This window comes from Okeania sp. SIO2C2, from assembly GCF_010692625.1.
GTDB lineage: Bacteria > Cyanobacteriota > Cyanobacteriia > Cyanobacteriales > Microcoleaceae > Okeania > Okeania hirsuta.
In genome coordinates this window covers 52225-67959 of sequence record NZ_JAAHGM010000015.1, presented here as the reverse complement: position 1 = coordinate 67959, position 15735 = coordinate 52225, and the positions used below count along the sequence as shown (strand labels likewise).

At 33.8% G+C, this 15735-nt stretch carries 13 protein-coding genes and 1 pseudogene; 6 read left to right on the top strand and 8 right to left on the bottom strand.

Annotated elements, in window-relative coordinates; translation table 11 throughout:
• Window positions 1-191 precede the first annotated feature (191 nt).
• Window positions 192-2381, top strand: a complete 2190-nt coding sequence (locus F6K18_RS15000; RefSeq protein WP_287521905.1) for a serine/threonine-protein kinase — start codon at window positions 192-194, stop codon at window positions 2379-2381.
• A gap of 756 nt (window positions 2382-3137) precedes the next feature.
• Here the strand turns inward: F6K18_RS15000 and F6K18_RS14995 are convergent.
• Together F6K18_RS14995 and F6K18_RS14990 are read right to left on the bottom strand one after the other, a co-directional pair.
• Window positions 3138-3680, bottom strand: a pseudogene (locus F6K18_RS14995) (diguanylate cyclase); the annotation flags it as partial.
• A 188-nt stretch (window positions 3681-3868) separates the two neighbouring features.
• The gene (locus F6K18_RS14990; protein ID WP_287521903.1) at window positions 3869-4435 is read right to left on the bottom strand and encodes a PAS domain-containing protein; all 567 of its coding nucleotides are present in this window, start codon (window positions 4433-4435) and stop codon (window positions 3869-3871) included.
• A gap of 278 nt (window positions 4436-4713) precedes the next feature.
• Here F6K18_RS14990 and F6K18_RS14985 point away from each other — a divergent pair, with 278 nt between their 5' ends.
• Window positions 4714-4887 (top strand): hypothetical protein, encoded by a 174-nt coding sequence (locus tag F6K18_RS14985; RefSeq protein ID WP_287521902.1) that lies wholly within the window; start codon window positions 4714-4716, stop codon window positions 4885-4887.
• 283 nt (window positions 4888-5170) lie between these two features.
• Here the strand turns inward: F6K18_RS14985 and F6K18_RS14980 are convergent, their stop codons facing one another.
• On the bottom strand, window positions 5171-6577 hold the full coding sequence (locus F6K18_RS14980) for a GAF domain-containing sensor histidine kinase (protein WP_287521901.1): 1407 nt from the start codon (window positions 6575-6577) through the stop codon (window positions 5171-5173).
• A gap of 210 nt (window positions 6578-6787) precedes the next feature.
• On the opposite strand from F6K18_RS14980, the gene F6K18_RS14975 reads away from it, so the two are divergent.
• Window positions 6788-7126 (top strand): DUF3155 domain-containing protein, encoded by a 339-nt coding sequence (locus tag F6K18_RS14975; protein WP_124146716.1) that lies wholly within the window; start codon window positions 6788-6790, stop codon window positions 7124-7126.
• A gap of 534 nt (window positions 7127-7660) precedes the next feature.
• On the opposite strand, the gene F6K18_RS14970 is transcribed toward F6K18_RS14975, so the two are convergent.
• The 5 genes from F6K18_RS14970 to F6K18_RS14950 all read right to left on the bottom strand — a co-directional run bounded on the left by F6K18_RS14970 (window position 7661) and on the right by F6K18_RS14950 (window position 10783).
• On the bottom strand, window positions 7661-8194 hold the full coding sequence (locus tag F6K18_RS14970) for a cofactor assembly of complex C subunit B (protein ID WP_124146715.1): 534 nt from the start codon (window positions 8192-8194) through the stop codon (window positions 7661-7663).
• A 206-nt stretch (window positions 8195-8400) separates the two neighbouring features.
• Entirely contained in the window at window positions 8401-8778 is a 378-nt protein-coding gene (locus F6K18_RS14965; protein ID WP_287521900.1) for a PadR family transcriptional regulator, read from the bottom strand.
• 260 nt (window positions 8779-9038) lie between these two features.
• Complete coding sequence (locus F6K18_RS14960; RefSeq protein WP_124146713.1) at window positions 9039-9242, bottom strand: DUF751 family protein; 204 nt, start codon at window positions 9240-9242, stop codon at window positions 9039-9041.
• Between the two features lie 51 nt (window positions 9243-9293).
• The gene (locus F6K18_RS14955) at window positions 9294-10322 is read right to left on the bottom strand and encodes a translation elongation factor (RefSeq protein ID WP_375341324.1); all 1029 of its coding nucleotides are present in this window, start codon (window positions 10320-10322) and stop codon (window positions 9294-9296) included.
• Between the two features lie 170 nt (window positions 10323-10492).
• The gene (locus F6K18_RS14950) at window positions 10493-10783 is read right to left on the bottom strand and encodes a type II restriction enzyme (RefSeq protein ID WP_287521897.1); all 291 of its coding nucleotides are present in this window, start codon (window positions 10781-10783) and stop codon (window positions 10493-10495) included.
• A gap of 1193 nt (window positions 10784-11976) precedes the next feature.
• Here F6K18_RS14950 and bchM point away from each other — a divergent pair.
• From bchM to F6K18_RS14935, 3 genes are all read left to right on the top strand, one after another.
• Window positions 11977-12663 (top strand): magnesium protoporphyrin IX methyltransferase, encoded by a 687-nt coding sequence (gene bchM, locus F6K18_RS14945; RefSeq protein ID WP_124146711.1) that lies wholly within the window; start codon window positions 11977-11979, stop codon window positions 12661-12663.
• Between the two features lie 390 nt (window positions 12664-13053).
• Window positions 13054-13434, top strand: a complete 381-nt coding sequence (locus tag F6K18_RS14940) for a DUF423 domain-containing protein (protein WP_287521895.1) — start codon at window positions 13054-13056, stop codon at window positions 13432-13434.
• Window positions 13435-13591: 157 nt separating this feature from the next.
• On the top strand, window positions 13592-15658 hold the full coding sequence (locus F6K18_RS14935; RefSeq protein ID WP_287521894.1) for a serine/threonine-protein kinase: 2067 nt from the start codon (window positions 13592-13594) through the stop codon (window positions 15656-15658).
• The last annotated feature ends 77 nt before the right edge of the window (window positions 15659-15735 follow it).

Below are 15735 nucleotides of genomic sequence, written 5' to 3'. Positions count from 1 at the left end.
GTCAAGGTTAGTTTTTTTTCCAATACTTTGAATTATCCTTAAATCTCTCAATACTAATTCCTGCTATAAAGGTAATGAATTAATAGCTGATAGCTGAATCCTGACTGCTAAATGCTTACAAAATATATAACAAATCTGAGGAAGAAGCAGTACAAATTTCTATTAAGTATTAAATTTACTAATTTTTTTCTATGAGTTATTGCCTCAACTTACATTGCCAACAACCTCAAAATCCCAACGATGTAGAATTTTGCCAAGCTTGCGGTTCAAAATTGTTACTGCGAGGACATTATCAAGTAATTAAACCTATTGGCAACGGCAGCTTTGGCAGAACTTTTTTAGCAGTGGATTTAGATAGATTTAATACATCCTGCGTAGTCAAACAATTTTTTCCACAAAATCACAACTTAATCTCTACTGAAAAAGCATCAGAATTATTTAAAAGAGAAGCAGAGCAACTATTAAAATTGGGAGATAATCCTCAAATCCCCACTTTATATGCTTACTTTGAAGAGCAAGAAAATCTTTATTTGGTAGAACAATTTATCGCCGGAAAAACTCTTATCCAAGAATTAGAAGAACAAGGTGTATTTAGCGAGAATAAAATCTGGGAAATATTATTAGAACTATTGCCATTATTAAAATTTATTCACGAAGAAAAAGTAATTCATAGAGATATAAAACCAGAAAACATATTACGATTTAATACTTCAAAATCACCAGAAAAAGGAAAACATCAATTAGTCTTAATAGATTTTGGAGTTGCCAAACTAAATAGTCAGGATTTTGCGAGTGAAATTGGTACTATAACTGGTACATTAGGATATGCTCCAATAGAACAAATACGCGGAGGTAAAGCATATCCAGCTAGTGACCTCTACAGTTTAGGTATGACCTGTATTCACTTGCTAACTAAAGTAGCACCTAACCAACTATTTGAGCCATTTAGTGGAGAATTAATCTGGCGATCGCATCTAGTTCAACAAGGAAGAGAAATTAGCGATCGCCTAGAAAAAGTCTTAGATAAATTAGTCAAAGACCTAGTAAAAGAAAGATATCAATCAGCTACAGAATTACTAACAGAAATTTCCCATATATCAACTCCGAATATTAACCAAAAAACTCAGATTGATCGAGCAGAAAAGAAATCTTTAGAAGAAATACAAACTACTCAAAAAGAGCCGGAGAAAGTACCTCATATCAGTATCATTGTACAAGCAGAAGTAGAAGCATGGAAAAATAGACAAAATCTAGCAGAATCAAATGAATATAAGCTAGGAAAAATATTTCATAACAACATCAATAGCCACTATCAAAGCACTCAAAAATTATCAGAAGAACCACATCTTAACTATCAATCAAAACCACTGAATAATGTCATAGAATTTGAAAAGAAAAAAGCAAATTCATCTTCAACAAAAACCAAAATTAGAAACTATTTAAAACTCTCTCAGTTATGGAAAAGTGTACAAATTATCCAAGAGCATAACGTTACTATAAACACCTTAGCTATCAGTCCCCATGGTTTTACTTTAGTAACAGGCAGCGATGACAAAATAATTAGACTATGGAATCTCAAAACAGGACAACTTTTGCATAAATTTTTAGGTCACACTGCCGAAGTATATGCAATAGCTATTACTGCTGATGGTAGAAGAATATTCAGTGGTGGAGATGATAGAACAATATTAGCTTGGAACTTACAGAAAAAAACAATTGCAGACAGATTTTATAGCCATTTAGGTTCTCCTTATAGTCATGGGGGTGGTGCTATTTTGTCAGTAGCTATTAGTCCAGATAATGAAACTGTAATAAGTGGCAGTGCTGACCATACAATTAAACTTTGGAATCAACGTAATGGAGAATTACTTTGCAAATTACATGAACATTTAGATAAAGTTTTCTGTGTCACTTATGCCAAAGTTAATAATAGTGGTACAGCAAAAAATCATCCTCAAAATCACATTTTTGCTAGCAGTAGTGCTGACAGTTCCATCAAAATTTGGCAAGCAGGAACCTGTGTCAGTCTGAAAACTTTGAGGGGACATTCTGGAGGAGTATATTCAGTTGCTTTTACTTCAGATACTCAAGCGATCGCAAGTGGTGGTGCAGATCGAACTATAAAACTCTGGAATGTTCGCACAGGTGAGTTACTGAATATATTCAAAGGTCATTCTCGTGCAGTTTTATCTGTTGCTATTAGTCCCGATAGTCAAATTCTTGCTAGTGGAAGTCTAGATGGTACGGTTAAATTGTGGAATTTGCAGACAGGAAAATTATTAGATAGTCTTTGTGGTTATCATCCAGTGCAATTTACTCCAGATGGTAAAACTCTAGTTAGTGGTGGTGAAGGAGGTCGGATTTTAATTTGGAAGTTGTAGCAATATCATGTCCGAAGAGGAGTCAGGAGTCAGGAGTCAGGAGTGAAGAAGAAGAAAGTTTTTCCTATTCTTAAACACTAGACATCTCCAGAAAAGAGGGAGTAGGCAGTAGGGAGCAGGTAGTAGGGAAAAAGAGGAAATGTCTACTATTAAACTGGCATAATATGAGAAGAACTTCGTCAACTTGCTGGTCTAAAACTTATAGCAGAAAGAAGAAAGAAAAATCTGGCGTTGTCAGAACAGAAGATAATTGAGAAAATGATATCGATCGCACCAATAATATCATATCTCCTGAATAGGAGTATATAATACCATTTCTGAATATAATGCTATTTTAATTACCATCTCAACATTGAAGTAGCACTCAGCAATCAGCAATCAGCAATCAGCTTCTCAAGGTGTATAATGGGGAATTCAAACCCCCATAAAAGGCGCACCACGCGCTTTTTCAAATATAGTGGGGGACTTAAACCCTTGAACTTTCAGCTGACAGCTAAATGCTGTTTGCGGAGCATTCCGGAACGGAAAAGCTGATAGCTAGTTAACATTGATGAGGAGGTAGTGGTGTATTGTAATGGTATAATATCATGTCCGGATAATTAGTGATAAAAAAACTTTCTCCTTTTTCTCCTCTTTATTCTTTCTTCCCTCCTGACTCCTGACTCCTCCGTCATTTATTTATAAGTATTCAACCGGACATGATATAACCAGTGGGAGCATCTTGCTCCCTTTTTAATTATTTTTGTCACAGTATAGTCATGGGGAGTATCTTACTCTCTTTCTAAGTGTTGTTTGTCTCCACTTAACATTACTATGTAGGACTACCAAATTATTATTTTTCAGATAAGTTTGAGTATGTTTATAATCATTGTTATCAAAAAAAACTATGCGATCGCGATCTTGTTCTTTAGCTTGATAAAGTGCTTGATCCGCTTTAGCTATTAAAGATTCTGAAGAATCTAGTTGAGTGGGAATAATACTTGCTATTCCTATACTTACTGTAATGTATTTCCTGATTTCAAAAGCACAATGATCGATGTGTAGTTGATGAATAGCTGCAAGAATTAACTCTGCTACTTTTTTTGCCTTTTTAGCAGATGTATCCGGTAAAATTATCCCAAATTCCTCTCCTCCATAACGAGCTACCAAATCTGCTGAACCTTTAATATTTTTACTAATAGTTTGAGCAATTTTTCTTAAACAATCATCTCCTGCTAAATGACCATAATAATCATTGTAATTTTTAAAATAACCTACATCACATAAAATCAAAGATAAAGGTGATTTTGTTGTGTTAAGTCTAAAGCATTCTTTTTCTCAAGATTCATCAAAATCACGACGATTTGCAATACCAGTTAAACCATCTAATTTGGCAAGTTTTTGGAGTTTATGATTAACAATAATTAAAGCTGTTTCAGTTTTTTGTAAAGCTAAATTTTGCTTAGTTAGTTCTGCTTCTACTTGTTTTTGAGCTGTAATATCTATGATTAAACCTTGATTAAACCTTTAATTGCTAAAATTTTGCCATCACAACAATAAATTCCTTTGCCTTGTTCCCAAACCCACTTTAGTTCTTGATTTGCTGTAATTATCCGATAAACTAACTGAAATGGTTGATGTTTGACTAGAGCTTTTTGTCTTTGTCTACAAATTAATTTTCTATCTTCAAGATGAATTAATTGGTTATAGGAAATTTGATTTTGAATAAAATCTTGAGATTGATAGCCAGTCAAACTATAACAACTATCGCTAACCAAATTCATCACTAAATGACAGTCATGATTACTTTGGTAAACCATTCCTGGCAAGTTTTCTATGAGATTTTCTAAGGTGGATTTATGCTTTTTAACTTCATTTTCTACATTTTCTCTTAAGAGTATTTCTTCTTGTAAGATTTGATTTTGAGATTGCAGTTGTTTTTTTAATGAAAATATTTGCAAATGCAACTTTATTTCTGTTAAAAATTCATCTACTTGTATGGGCATATTAATATTATCGAAGTTCTCAATATTTAATCTCTTAATTTGATTGATTTCATTTTGTGTGTTTCCCATAAAAATTATCGGAATATTTTTTGTTAATTTTGAGCTTTGCAAAGATTGGCAAATCTGCCATTGCTCTTTTTCCAATGATCAATTTATTAATATTAGATCTACTGATATATTTTGTAATGTATTTAAAAATTTTTCTCTACTATTAGCTACTATAAAATCATAGTTATTGTCTTTCAATAACCTAGATAATAACTTGAGGTTACTATCATTATTATCTACGATACAAATTACAGCTTCCGGATATACTTCTTGCAAATTATTCATTTTTATAAAAATCTATGAAATTAGTAAGTATGAAATATATTTCATACAAAACAGAAAAATTAAAAAAACCTCTTGCCAGTTTTTGGGATAATTATATCCCTGTATATTTCAACAGCATAAATTTTCCTTCCCCACCTAATCAAGGTAAAATTTTGGCTGAAGAATCAAGCAAGAGGTTAAACTTTTAGATGCTCCTGATGTACTAACTCCCTAGATATTTCCTACGCTCCGACTAAGGAGTGGATTGTAGGAAAGCTAAACTCACTTACAAAGGTTTTTAATTCTCTTTGTAAAAGTTCAGAGTGTGTTTGTACTATTGTATGATAAAACTTTTTTCCTCAAATGCAACTGGGTTATTACAATAGCCCTATTTTATTCATTGTGAAGAGAGCAATAAATAGGTAATGTTTAATATTCAAGTTAAACCAACAGTAAAATTACTATATATAGCTATAGCTGAAAAGACTACTCTTAATTTAGTACTTGTAACCATAAAACCACTGTAGTGCCACTATTAATTATGGCATTTTGCTGTTGTAAATCATGGGACAACCACTGAGGAACTACAGGAGAATATACTTGAATTTTGCCTTTCATTATATGTATTAAATCAAGAGCGATCGCTAATCCTAATCCTGTGCCTGGAATGTCAGTTTTAGCTTTTTCACCCCGATAGTTTCGTTCAAATAAATGTTCTAAATCTTGTGCTGGAATACCATAACCTGTATCGCTAATAGCTATTGCTAGCATTCCTTCTATTTCATTTTTGACCGATTGATAATCATCTGTTTGTGGAGCTGAAGTTGTCAACTTAATATAAATATTTCCCCCTGCAGGAGTATACTTCAAAGCATTATCAATAATATTACTTAAAACTTCTCGCAAAGCTTTATTATTAGCTTGGACTATAGGTAAATTCTCAGGAAAATCAACTTCTAAATCTATATGACGTTCATCGGCAATTGCTTTTGCAGAAACTAATAAAGGTTCCAAAATATCTTGTACTGAAACTGACTCTAAGAAATTAGACTCTGGCAAAAGTGGTAATGATTTGAATTCTTTATTAGCTTCTGTATAATAATCTATTACATTGTCATTTTTAGTTGTAGTTTCAGGATACTCGCTTTGCCCAGAAATACTCAAAATTTCTTCCCCAACCTCGACAGTGTCATCAATTTGTTCTATCAACTCTCTGAGGCGATCGCCTTCCCGTAAAATACTATTAGCAATATTCCAGCTTTTATCTTCTGGCAACAATCTTTTCAGCAATAACTTACCAAAAGTTCGTAGTGCAGTTAATGGACTTTTCAACTGATGCAATATGTCGTGTATTATATCATACTGCTGGGCTTGTAGCTTTTGCTGTTGCTGAAATTGTTCCTTTAACCATTGAGAACGTTGATCTAATATACAAGCTATGGCAATAGTATGGGCTACTTGTTGAATTTGATTTTTTTCACCTTGATTCCATGGCCTACCTTCTCTTACTGTTACCAGTAATCCTATTACTACTCCATCATGAATTAAAGGTAAAACAATTTGACGTTGTTGCCAAGGATGACTTTCTGGCCATTTAGGATCTGACTCTGTTGTGCCAGTGCTTGCTTCTAAGAGCCAAGTATTTGTCCCTGTAGTTAAGGTTGTTGCTGATAGTTTCGGAAGATCGCCTAATATTTGTATTTCTGAGGTTGTTTTGAAAACTGAAGTAGCTTCCCCATTCTCAAACTTTTCTGGGTATGCAATAATGGGAATTAGTTTAGCTTCATCTCCTTCTACTAATTTTTCTGTCAAGTAAACTATACTTAAACATGCACCCCAACTAGATACAAGGGCTATTTGTGATCTGCAAAGTCTAATAAATTCTGTACTGGTTGGCATTAGCATTGGAGCTATTTGTGGGACTTTCCACTAGATATGGACTTTTTTGGGACTCTAAAGATCTCAGAATTTTATAAGCTATCTTCATCAAAGTGTATATTTTGTATCAAAATATTAAAAACACTTGAGTTTTTCAACTAAAATTTATATAATCTTATCAAATTTGGTAGCCATAACTACACCCATCGGCTAACACAGGAGGTAAGGAAATTGGCTAGAAGACGTAAGCGCAAAAGTCGTCGTAGACAAGAAGGACGCAGGATTCTTGAGCAAGTGGCTCAGTATAGTATTGAAAGTGGTGAAGATAAACCAGTCACTGCAGCCCGTAAATTTATTCATGCCCAAGGTATTGTTCCCCCTGCTGTACTTTTAGTTAGAAGGAATGAGCATACTACGGATCGATACTTTTGGGCTGAAAAAGGTTTATTTGGAGCTCAGTACGTTGAAGAAAATCACTTCTTGTTTCCTAGTTTAAAGGTTTTGACTGAAGCTAAGACACCTGACAAAAAGCAAATATTTAGTTCTACTCCAAATATAATTAAAGTGTAAGGACATCATTAATTTAATGTTTTTTACGGGCAAATTAAGAATGTCCTTGATTTTTGATGACCACCAACAAATATTAACTTCTACTGAAATATTTAGTAGGTGAGTGGGTAATACTGAACTCGTACTCCCAGCTCATTTAATTTAGTAGTATTTGGTCACAGATTTTATAGCCTTATGTGCTCAATTAACTAGGATTTAAAGCTTCCATCTGCCAATGGACTTAAATCCTAAGTTTTTTTTTCAATATCTCCCTTTATAACTTTTGGTTTGAGCGGGAAATTATTGTTTGACTGATTTTTAACTAGGTTAAACCAACATATTTGATTGACCTTTGTTCAAATCATCCCCACAATATACTTGCTTTCTTTTTGACGATCTGGTATACACTACAGCTACTAATCATCTTAGTTAATCACTCGATCAGTTGACCAAATGAATTGCGACAACCTTGACAATGACCGAAATCCTATAGCAATACTATTGGTAGCTGATCAAAATAATTTATCTTAATAACTGTTGATACTTATACCTTGATTATTGGTATGGTTTCAAGTTTATAGCTGTTTGTAAAGCTGTTAATTCGTCTCTATGAGCTGTGACAGAAATTAAACTTTTGACCCCAGAATCCTCAGTCAATATTCCTTCTAACTTTAGAGATACTTGTTCTGGTCGTTTAGACTTTTGCCAATAAAAAATACCTGCTAAAGGAGATGCTAGCACTAGCCATAGATAGTATTGGCCATATTCAGGAACTAACATTGATAAAGCCAAACCAAAACATAAACAACCTATTGCAGCTAATAGGGTCAAGAAAAATGCCAAAAACAAACTCGGTCGAACTACTCCTTCAAATATTAGTTGATTCTCAGCTGCATTAGCACTAACAATTCGGTAGGCCCGATAGCTAAAATATTCTTTTAGCTGCTGTAAAAGTGAATCAGCTTCCCGATCGGCTATCAGTTTAAGGTTCTTAGTCCTATTTTTTACTGATGCTTTGATAAAAAAAACTAGACCAATGCTAGATAGAAGCGTCAGTACAAATGACGATACTAAAGCTGTATTATTCATACAATTTTAAATTTGAATGGTTTTTTTATGTGTTCTCTTTTACATAAGTTTACAACAAAAAAAAAGACTAGCTGCTTTGTGACAAATATCAGCTAGGGTTTATACTTCTATTTAGATTTTATAGCTGAAAAATTGGCACAAAAATATTCTCAATGGGAGTATTGGCCAAAATCAGGATCAAAATTGTCCTCACCTGCCTAGTCTATTTACAGGGTTGATGGTTGAATTTGAGGCCGAACATGACCATTATTAGTATATTCGTACCATAGTCGCGCTAAATCTGTAGCTTGAGAACGCCATTGAGGGATAAGTTGATACATTCTCCGTGGACGTCCTCTTCCTTCTACTTTTTTCCAATAGCCAATAATTGTGCCTTGATCCTCAAGAAATTTCAGAGCGCCGTATAACACTGTGTCAGAAAGTCGATAAATAAGGTAGTCCCTTTCTAATTGGCCAATAAGCTCAGTTCCGTAAGAGTCTCTTTGTAACAACACAGATAGGATATAGCACACTGCTAATTCTTTGTTTAGATAGACCGGAGGGGGACTTTGAAAAAATTGATAAATGTCCTCAAAAGAAGTCATCTGAATTTACCCACTCACTCTATCTTCTAATCTATCGTGCAAACCATTAGGCTGACCACTCATTAGACTTCTTCTATTAAGTAAGTCAAAAGTTAAAAGTCAAAAGCCAAATAAATTGAGGATTTGTGGATAGGAATTTATTTGACTGTCAATTTTGCAGGGGGTCTATTTATTTCCCTTAGTAAATGCTGTAAAAAATACAGCAATTTTAGCAGATTAGTAGCGTAGAAGTTGAATAAAAGCCTAAATTTTACTATTTCTTAAGTTGGATTAATACCTAACATAGCTTGTAGAGTTAAGACTAGAAAAACAAATGTCCCGATGATTAGACCGATCAGAGCGATGGCCGTAACAGGTTTATTTAATAGTGGCTTAAGTTGATCGAATAGAAAAAAGAATATTCCGAGGGTAATGGTAATAAAGTATCGTGGGTAGCGAGAGACATTGTTGAAGAAATCTTGCATTGTTTTGTTTGATAAAATTTTAACTCTATACAATATTAGTTTAATATCTGGTTAGTCAATTTGTGACCATATCCAATCTATCCAGCTTTTTACAGTAGAAGCTCGTCTTTCTCTAGTTGTATCTCCTATTTTTAGATTACTTTCAGACAAAAGTTGGATAATTTGTTTTTTTGAGGGAATATGGGCAATTTCTAAGGATAGTTTAAAAGCTTGATTAAATACTTCGTGTTCCAATATTTTTTCGATGAGCTTTAAATATTTAAGTTTATATCTTTGACAAAAAATATCTTTGGCTTGGTTTGTTAGTGTAAAAGTTTTTCCCTGTTTTGTTATTAGCTCTAAATATTTTCCTGCACTTGTATAGTAATAAGTTTGTCTCTCATCAAATTGATAGTTTTCTGTAATCTCATCTGAAGTTAAATCATTTTCTAATAGTAGTGAAATTAAGTCTATTAATCTTTCAAATTTATTTGCTTGTGGCAATGGAATTTTTGGCGATTCAGGAATTATTTTTATCTGAGCTAGTAGCAAGTCTATATCGCTTCTTTGTATTTTATCGGAAGCAATTGCATAATTTTTATTTTCTACCAAGGTGATAAAGTTATAGTCTGATATATCTACAAATTCATAAATAAAAAAACTGAAAATGTCGTTAGAGTAAGTCATTAATACTGGTACAACTCTCTTACTGATTTTTTTTGACCACAATCTATATGGATAATAGAGTTGTCTAATTAAAAAATCCTCAACCTTATAGTTTTTAGCTTCGATTAAAATCAAACGATCGTCAGTTTCAAAACCTGCATCTATTTCACACTGAGAGTTAGTAACATTAATTGAGTATGACTGATTATTAATAGAATTTTTAATGTAAAAATCAAAATTTCCAGTAGACATTCTGCCAGAAACGGTGAATTTAGTTTTTGAGCCAACTAAATTATCAATTATACCTATGTTAAATGCACAAAGTAATGCCGAACTTTCAGAATATAAATTAGTGTAATCTATTGTTTCTATTTCTCTGGGAAACTGCCAAGGAATACTTTCAAATTTGGAGTGATATTTGACTGGTAAGTGTATATTAAAGTGACCAATAATATCATGTTCGGTTGAATACTTATAAATGACTGTTGTGAGTCCTCAGGAGTCAACCCACCCCTCGCCCCTCCCCCTCCCAGGAGGGGAAGGACCGAGTCAGGAGGAAATATTGGAGAAAAAGAACAAATATTCGTATTGGGGGTATTGATAATTTAAGTATTTGTTTGGTACTGTCGATACCCGGAGTCCTTAAATTTTATTATAACTGACCCGTCCGAACATGATATAATATATTGAGAACGAGAAATTGGTAAAATAGATAGACAATTCTCTTTAAATATTTCTGGTAAGTTAACAACATGGTCAAATTTTGCCATGAGTCTGCTTTCTCGTTCCTGATTAATTTGAGATGCTTCTATTTTGAATAAGCCGTTTTTATTTACCTCTTCTAAGATTTGATATTTTTCAAATAACTTTTCCCATGCTACGTCATTTTTAGTCATACCTAATTTATCTCAGTCTGGTAGCATCAGTATTGTAAGGTAACGGTCATTTTAGTTATCAGTTATCTATTTATCAGTACCTCTGCAATAAGGAGGCTTGAAATAAGGAATAGTCTCTTTTTTCTTGGTCGATGGTCGGCCAGCGAGGAGACCCGTTCTTGCAGACCCGTTTCGAAGTACGCCATCCCACCCTAAGGGAAGCTCCGAAGATCGACCGCTTTTTATCCCTTTAAAAAGGGAGGCGCATACCCACAACTTTTCGGTAAGGAAGAAAGCTGAGGCGGGGCATCTTGCCACGCAACTAGGAGATAGGGAAGAAGGCTTAAAAGCTTGAAAAATTTTACTTAAATTTCCTGTAGACATTCAAGCTTGGGTTTACACAAATGATAACAACGAACATGATATGAAAAGTTAGTAAATTGACTCAAAAAAAGGTCTAAATCAGAATATTTTTATCTTTATTTGTTCACATTTTTTAGCTTTTTTTATCACTGGATAATTAATAGGTTTCTTCCTTTTATTTTTTGGTTTTCATCAAGTTTATTTTCCATGGAGCTTGGGAGAACGTCCGACAATTCCAATATATTTAGATTAAATCAAAGGTGGTATATTTGGCAAAATCAAGTCAATTAATTATAGGGAGCAGTCCTAAATTCAAAAATTTAGTTATGCTATTGTTCATCTGATATAGTAACTTGAATACTTGATTTTTTTTCAATTTATTCCCAAGATAAACTCCTATGAATTAATGTTATTAGTGAAACCTCTCCCACTATTTTTAACAGACTTATTTGTTAAAGTAAAATGTGTTTGAAAAACTTAATTTTTCATTTTTAACTCTCAAAATATTTATGGTTTTTAGCAAAAATCTTATTACTGGTATAGGTTCGACTATGTCAAGATAAAAATGACAGATATGTTAAAATTGAGGAGCCGATCAAGCAAAATTTTTGAGAGTTGATCATGGTGACAATTTTTTGCCCTTAAGATAGGTCATAATAATCGAGTTGAGTTTAAACTATCCTTTCCATTCGTCATGTCTAGTTTTTTCTGACTTTTGTCAATTATTACCCCCATGATTCTGGAAAAGTACGTTTGAGAAACTAAAAATTGGCTTGACTATTTTGTTTGGACTAGGATAGTTTACAAACTTTTGTAAATTTAGTTGAGAAGTATTTTAGCATTAGGTGGACATGAAAAGTAGGACAGACGACAAAATAATTGTTCGGGAATATTTCAATTCCACTGGTTTTGAGCGGTGGCAAAGAATTTATGGAGAAGGCCAAGTAAATAAAGTCCAATTAGATATTAGAAAAGGACATCAACAAACCGTTGATAATGTTCTCAGTTGGCTACAAGAAGATGGGAATTTATCCGGTTTATCAATTTGCGATGCAGGTTGTGGAGTTGGTAGTTTGAGTATTCCCTTGGCAAAAGCTGGAGCAGTTATCTATGGTAGTGACATATCAGAAAAGATGATCGCCGAAGCATATCAACGTGCTAAGTCTAGTTTAATTAGTATGGGTAACGTTAATTTTGTTGCTCAAGATTTAGAAACTTTAAGTGGTAAATATCATACAGTTATTTGTTTGGATGTGCTGATACATTATCCTCAAGAAAAAGTTGCAGATATGATTAATCATTTGATTTCTTTAGCAGAATCTAGACTTATTATTAGCTTTGCACCAAAAACTTTAGCTTTAAGTTTATTGAAAAAAGTAGGTGAGTTATTTCCTGGGCCAAGTAAAACTACTCGCGCTTATCAGCATCGTGAAGCTGATATTATCAAAATTATAGAAAGTAATGGTTTTTCTATCCAAAGACAAGCAATGAACAGCACTAGCTTCTACTACTCTCGTTTACTAGAAGCTACTCGTTAGTAAGTTCAATAATTGTTAAAGAATATTGAAATTGGTACTCAATATACTAAAAATAAATATAATATAACTACATTTGTAACTAAAATTTGAATTAATCTTAAGACTTATTTAGATTTTATATTCTCCATTGACTGTGATAAATAAGTTATATAGCTTAAATGCTCAACTGCTTAATATTAAATAACAACTATATTAGGAATATTATCAATATTTTGAGAAAAGTAGTCAAGATAAAAATAGATAAAAATTAGGGTTAATTTGATCAAGATAATTGGGTCGCGCCACCCCGCCTTTTAAGGCGAAATGTTTTTAGAGGCTTGCTCAAATCCCCTTGACAAAAACAACTTCTGACTGATGATTTCGTTAAAATGACACAGGAGTAAAAAATTAATGACTAGAATTTTTTTAGTAATAGCATCTATTCTAGGAGATTTGTCTGTAGTCCCTGGTTCTTTTGCTTCTCATGCTTTGAAAGAAAAGTTGAGTCAATACTTTCTAGACATTTTTCAGACAGGTGCTCGTTTACAAATGTACCATTCCTTAGCTTTGTTAATGGTGGCTTTTTTATTAACTATTGAAGAGTTACCTCAAAGATTAATGGTGGCGGCTGGCTATGCTTTTATTATTGGCATAGCAATTTTTTCTGGGAGCTTATATGCTTTAAGTCTGACAGGAATTAAATGGTTAGGAGCTATTACGCCCATAGGTGGAATTGCCTTGATTATTGGATGGGGGTGTATGGCAGTCGCTGGTTGGAACTTAAAACTATAAAAATTGATGATTTTGATTATTTATAGAAATATTTAAAGATATTCAAGTCAAAAAATCAGCAAATAATGAACAATATTTTGCCAAAAGTTTTAAAGAAGACAACTTCGAGCTATAGTGTAGTAAACCAAAGCTATACAAATCTGGGTATCTGGCTTCTGTGAGTTACTGCCTTAATCCCAACTGCCCCAATCCGTCTGACCCATTAAATGCTGGTAAACGCACTTGTTGTCAATGTGGTTCACAATTGTTGCTGCAAAATCGGTATCGCGTGATTAAGCCCCTTGGGGGGGGAGGTTTTGGTAAAACTTATTTAGTAGATGATCAAGGTGTACAAAAAGTTCTAAAAGTATTACTGAAAAGTCATCCAAAAGCTGTATCTCTGTTTCAACAGGAAGCACAAGTACTAATCAGTTTACGAAACCCTGGGATTCCGAAGATAGAAAAAGATGGTTATTTTACATTTTTCCCAGAAAATAGTGATGAATCTATACACTGCCTCGTAATGGAATTTATTGGTGGTGCAAATTTACAGGATTGGATGAAAAGTCGTCGCCATAGACCAATAAATCAAGCTCAAGCAGTAGATTGGCTGACACAATTATCGGAAATATTGGAAAAAGTTCATCAGCAAAATTATTTCCATAGAGATATTAAGCCCCACAACATCATGCGTAGACTAAATGGCCAATTGGTGTTGATAGATTTTGGTACTGTCAGAGAGGTATCTGAAACTTACTTAGTCAAAGTAGGTCAGGGGGAAAATGTTACAGGTATTGTCTCACCAGGATATACTGCCCCAGAGCAAACAAATGGCAAAGCTGTTCCTCAATCAGATTTTTTTGCTCTAGGGCGGACTTTTGTCTATTTATTAACAGGTAAACCCCCCACGGCCTTTCCAGAAAATCCTCGTTCGGGAAAATTGCAATGGCGAAAATATGCTCCTCACATATCAAAGAGGTTGGCAGATATAGTTGATTATTTGATGGCTCCTTTCCCAGGAAATAGGCCTCAAACTCCAGCCATGATTTTGCAGTGTCTAGCAGAAATTGATGCAGAAGATAGTTCTGGTAAAGAAAATTCTCGAATTTCTCCCCCTTCTAACCAAACTCAACTAGGCAGAGAAAATACTAAAATAACAACAGGAAAAACTTACACTAAACATCAAGTTAGGACGAAAATAACAAAAATATCCCGTAAGAATTCAAAAATTAAGCTCAGAAATAATCTAATAACTATATCAACAATGTTGCTATTAGCAGTAGCAACCTCTCAATTTTATGGCTTTTGGCGCTATGGAATGTTTCCTGCAGATCCAATCCTATTGTTACGAGGGTTGAATAGTAGTCGATTTTTGCAGAATACCTTAAATGGTTATTTAGGACCAGTAAATGCGATCGCTCTGACACCAGATGGTCAAATTCTTGCTACAAGTAGCTCTAATACAATTAAAATTTGGAACCTCAAGACTGGGGAATTAAAAAATAACATTGCAGATGCTCATACAGCTCAAGTAACTACTCTGGCAATTAGTCCTAGTGGTCAAATATTAGTAAGTGGTAGTGCCGATCAAACTATCAAATTTTGGGATCTAGGAGTAGGTAAATTAATAGATACAATTATGGCTCATCAAGGCCCAGTAAAGGGAGTGGCCATTAGCCCTGATGGACAGACATTAGCAAGTGTTGGTAGTGATCGATTAATGAAATTGTGGAATATCCAAACAAGTAGTCGAATGCTTACCTGGATACCAGATCAAGAACATGAAGTAAATACTTTAGCTTTTAGCCGAGATGGGACTATTTTAGTTAGTGGTAGTAATGACGGAACCATTAGACTGTGGAACGTTAGTACGGGTATTCGTAGACAAACTCTAGAGGGACATACCAAGGCAGTTAGTACGGTCGTTATCAGTCCAGATAATCAAACTTTAGCTAGTGGAAGTGAAGATGGAACTATTATACTATGGAATTTAAACACAGGGGAAAAAGAAAGTGTAATTAAACCAAATATAGCTGCAGTCAAATCTATTGTTTTCACTCCTGATCAGCAAAAAATAGTAGCTGCCGGTGAAAATATTACTATTTGGGATCTAATTACAGAGGAGAAATTACAAACATTGATTGGTCATTCTGAATCAATAAGTTCTCTTGCTATTACTCCTGATGGTAAAACCTTAGTTAGTGGAAGTGCAGATCAAACTATTAAGGTCTGGCGAATACCATAATATTCTGTCCGCTGATTTAATCACTTAACTTCCTGGGTCGGAACTGCGGAATTCATGTGTATGGTGGAGGATAATTA

Coding starts and splice junctions, on each gene's coding strand:
- F6K18_RS15000 (WP_287521905.1), top strand. CDS start 192: ATGAGTTATTGCCTCAACTTACATTGCCAACAACCTCAAAATCCCAAC.
- F6K18_RS14990 (WP_287521903.1), bottom strand. CDS start 4,435: ATGGGAAACACACAAAATGAAATCAATCAAATTAAGAGATTAAATATT.
- F6K18_RS14985 (WP_287521902.1), top strand. CDS start 4,714: ATGAAATTAGTAAGTATGAAATATATTTCATACAAAACAGAAAAATTA.
- F6K18_RS14980 (WP_287521901.1), bottom strand. CDS start 6,577: ATGCCAACCAGTACAGAATTTATTAGACTTTGCAGATCACAAATAGCC.
- F6K18_RS14970 (WP_124146715.1), bottom strand. CDS start 8,194: ATGAATAATACAGCTTTAGTATCGTCATTTGTACTGACGCTTCTATCT.
- F6K18_RS14965 (WP_287521900.1), bottom strand. CDS start 8,778: ATGACTTCTTTTGAGGACATTTATCAATTTTTTCAAAGTCCCCCTCCG.
- F6K18_RS14960 (WP_124146713.1), bottom strand. CDS start 9,242: ATGCAAGATTTCTTCAACAATGTCTCTCGCTACCCACGATACTTTATT.
- F6K18_RS14950 (WP_287521897.1), bottom strand. CDS start 10,783: ATGACTAAAAATGACGTAGCATGGGAAAAGTTATTTGAAAAATATCAA.
- bchM (WP_124146711.1), top strand. CDS start 11,977: ATGAAAAGTAGGACAGACGACAAAATAATTGTTCGGGAATATTTCAAT.
- F6K18_RS14940 (WP_287521895.1), top strand. CDS start 13,054: ATGACTAGAATTTTTTTAGTAATAGCATCTATTCTAGGAGATTTGTCT.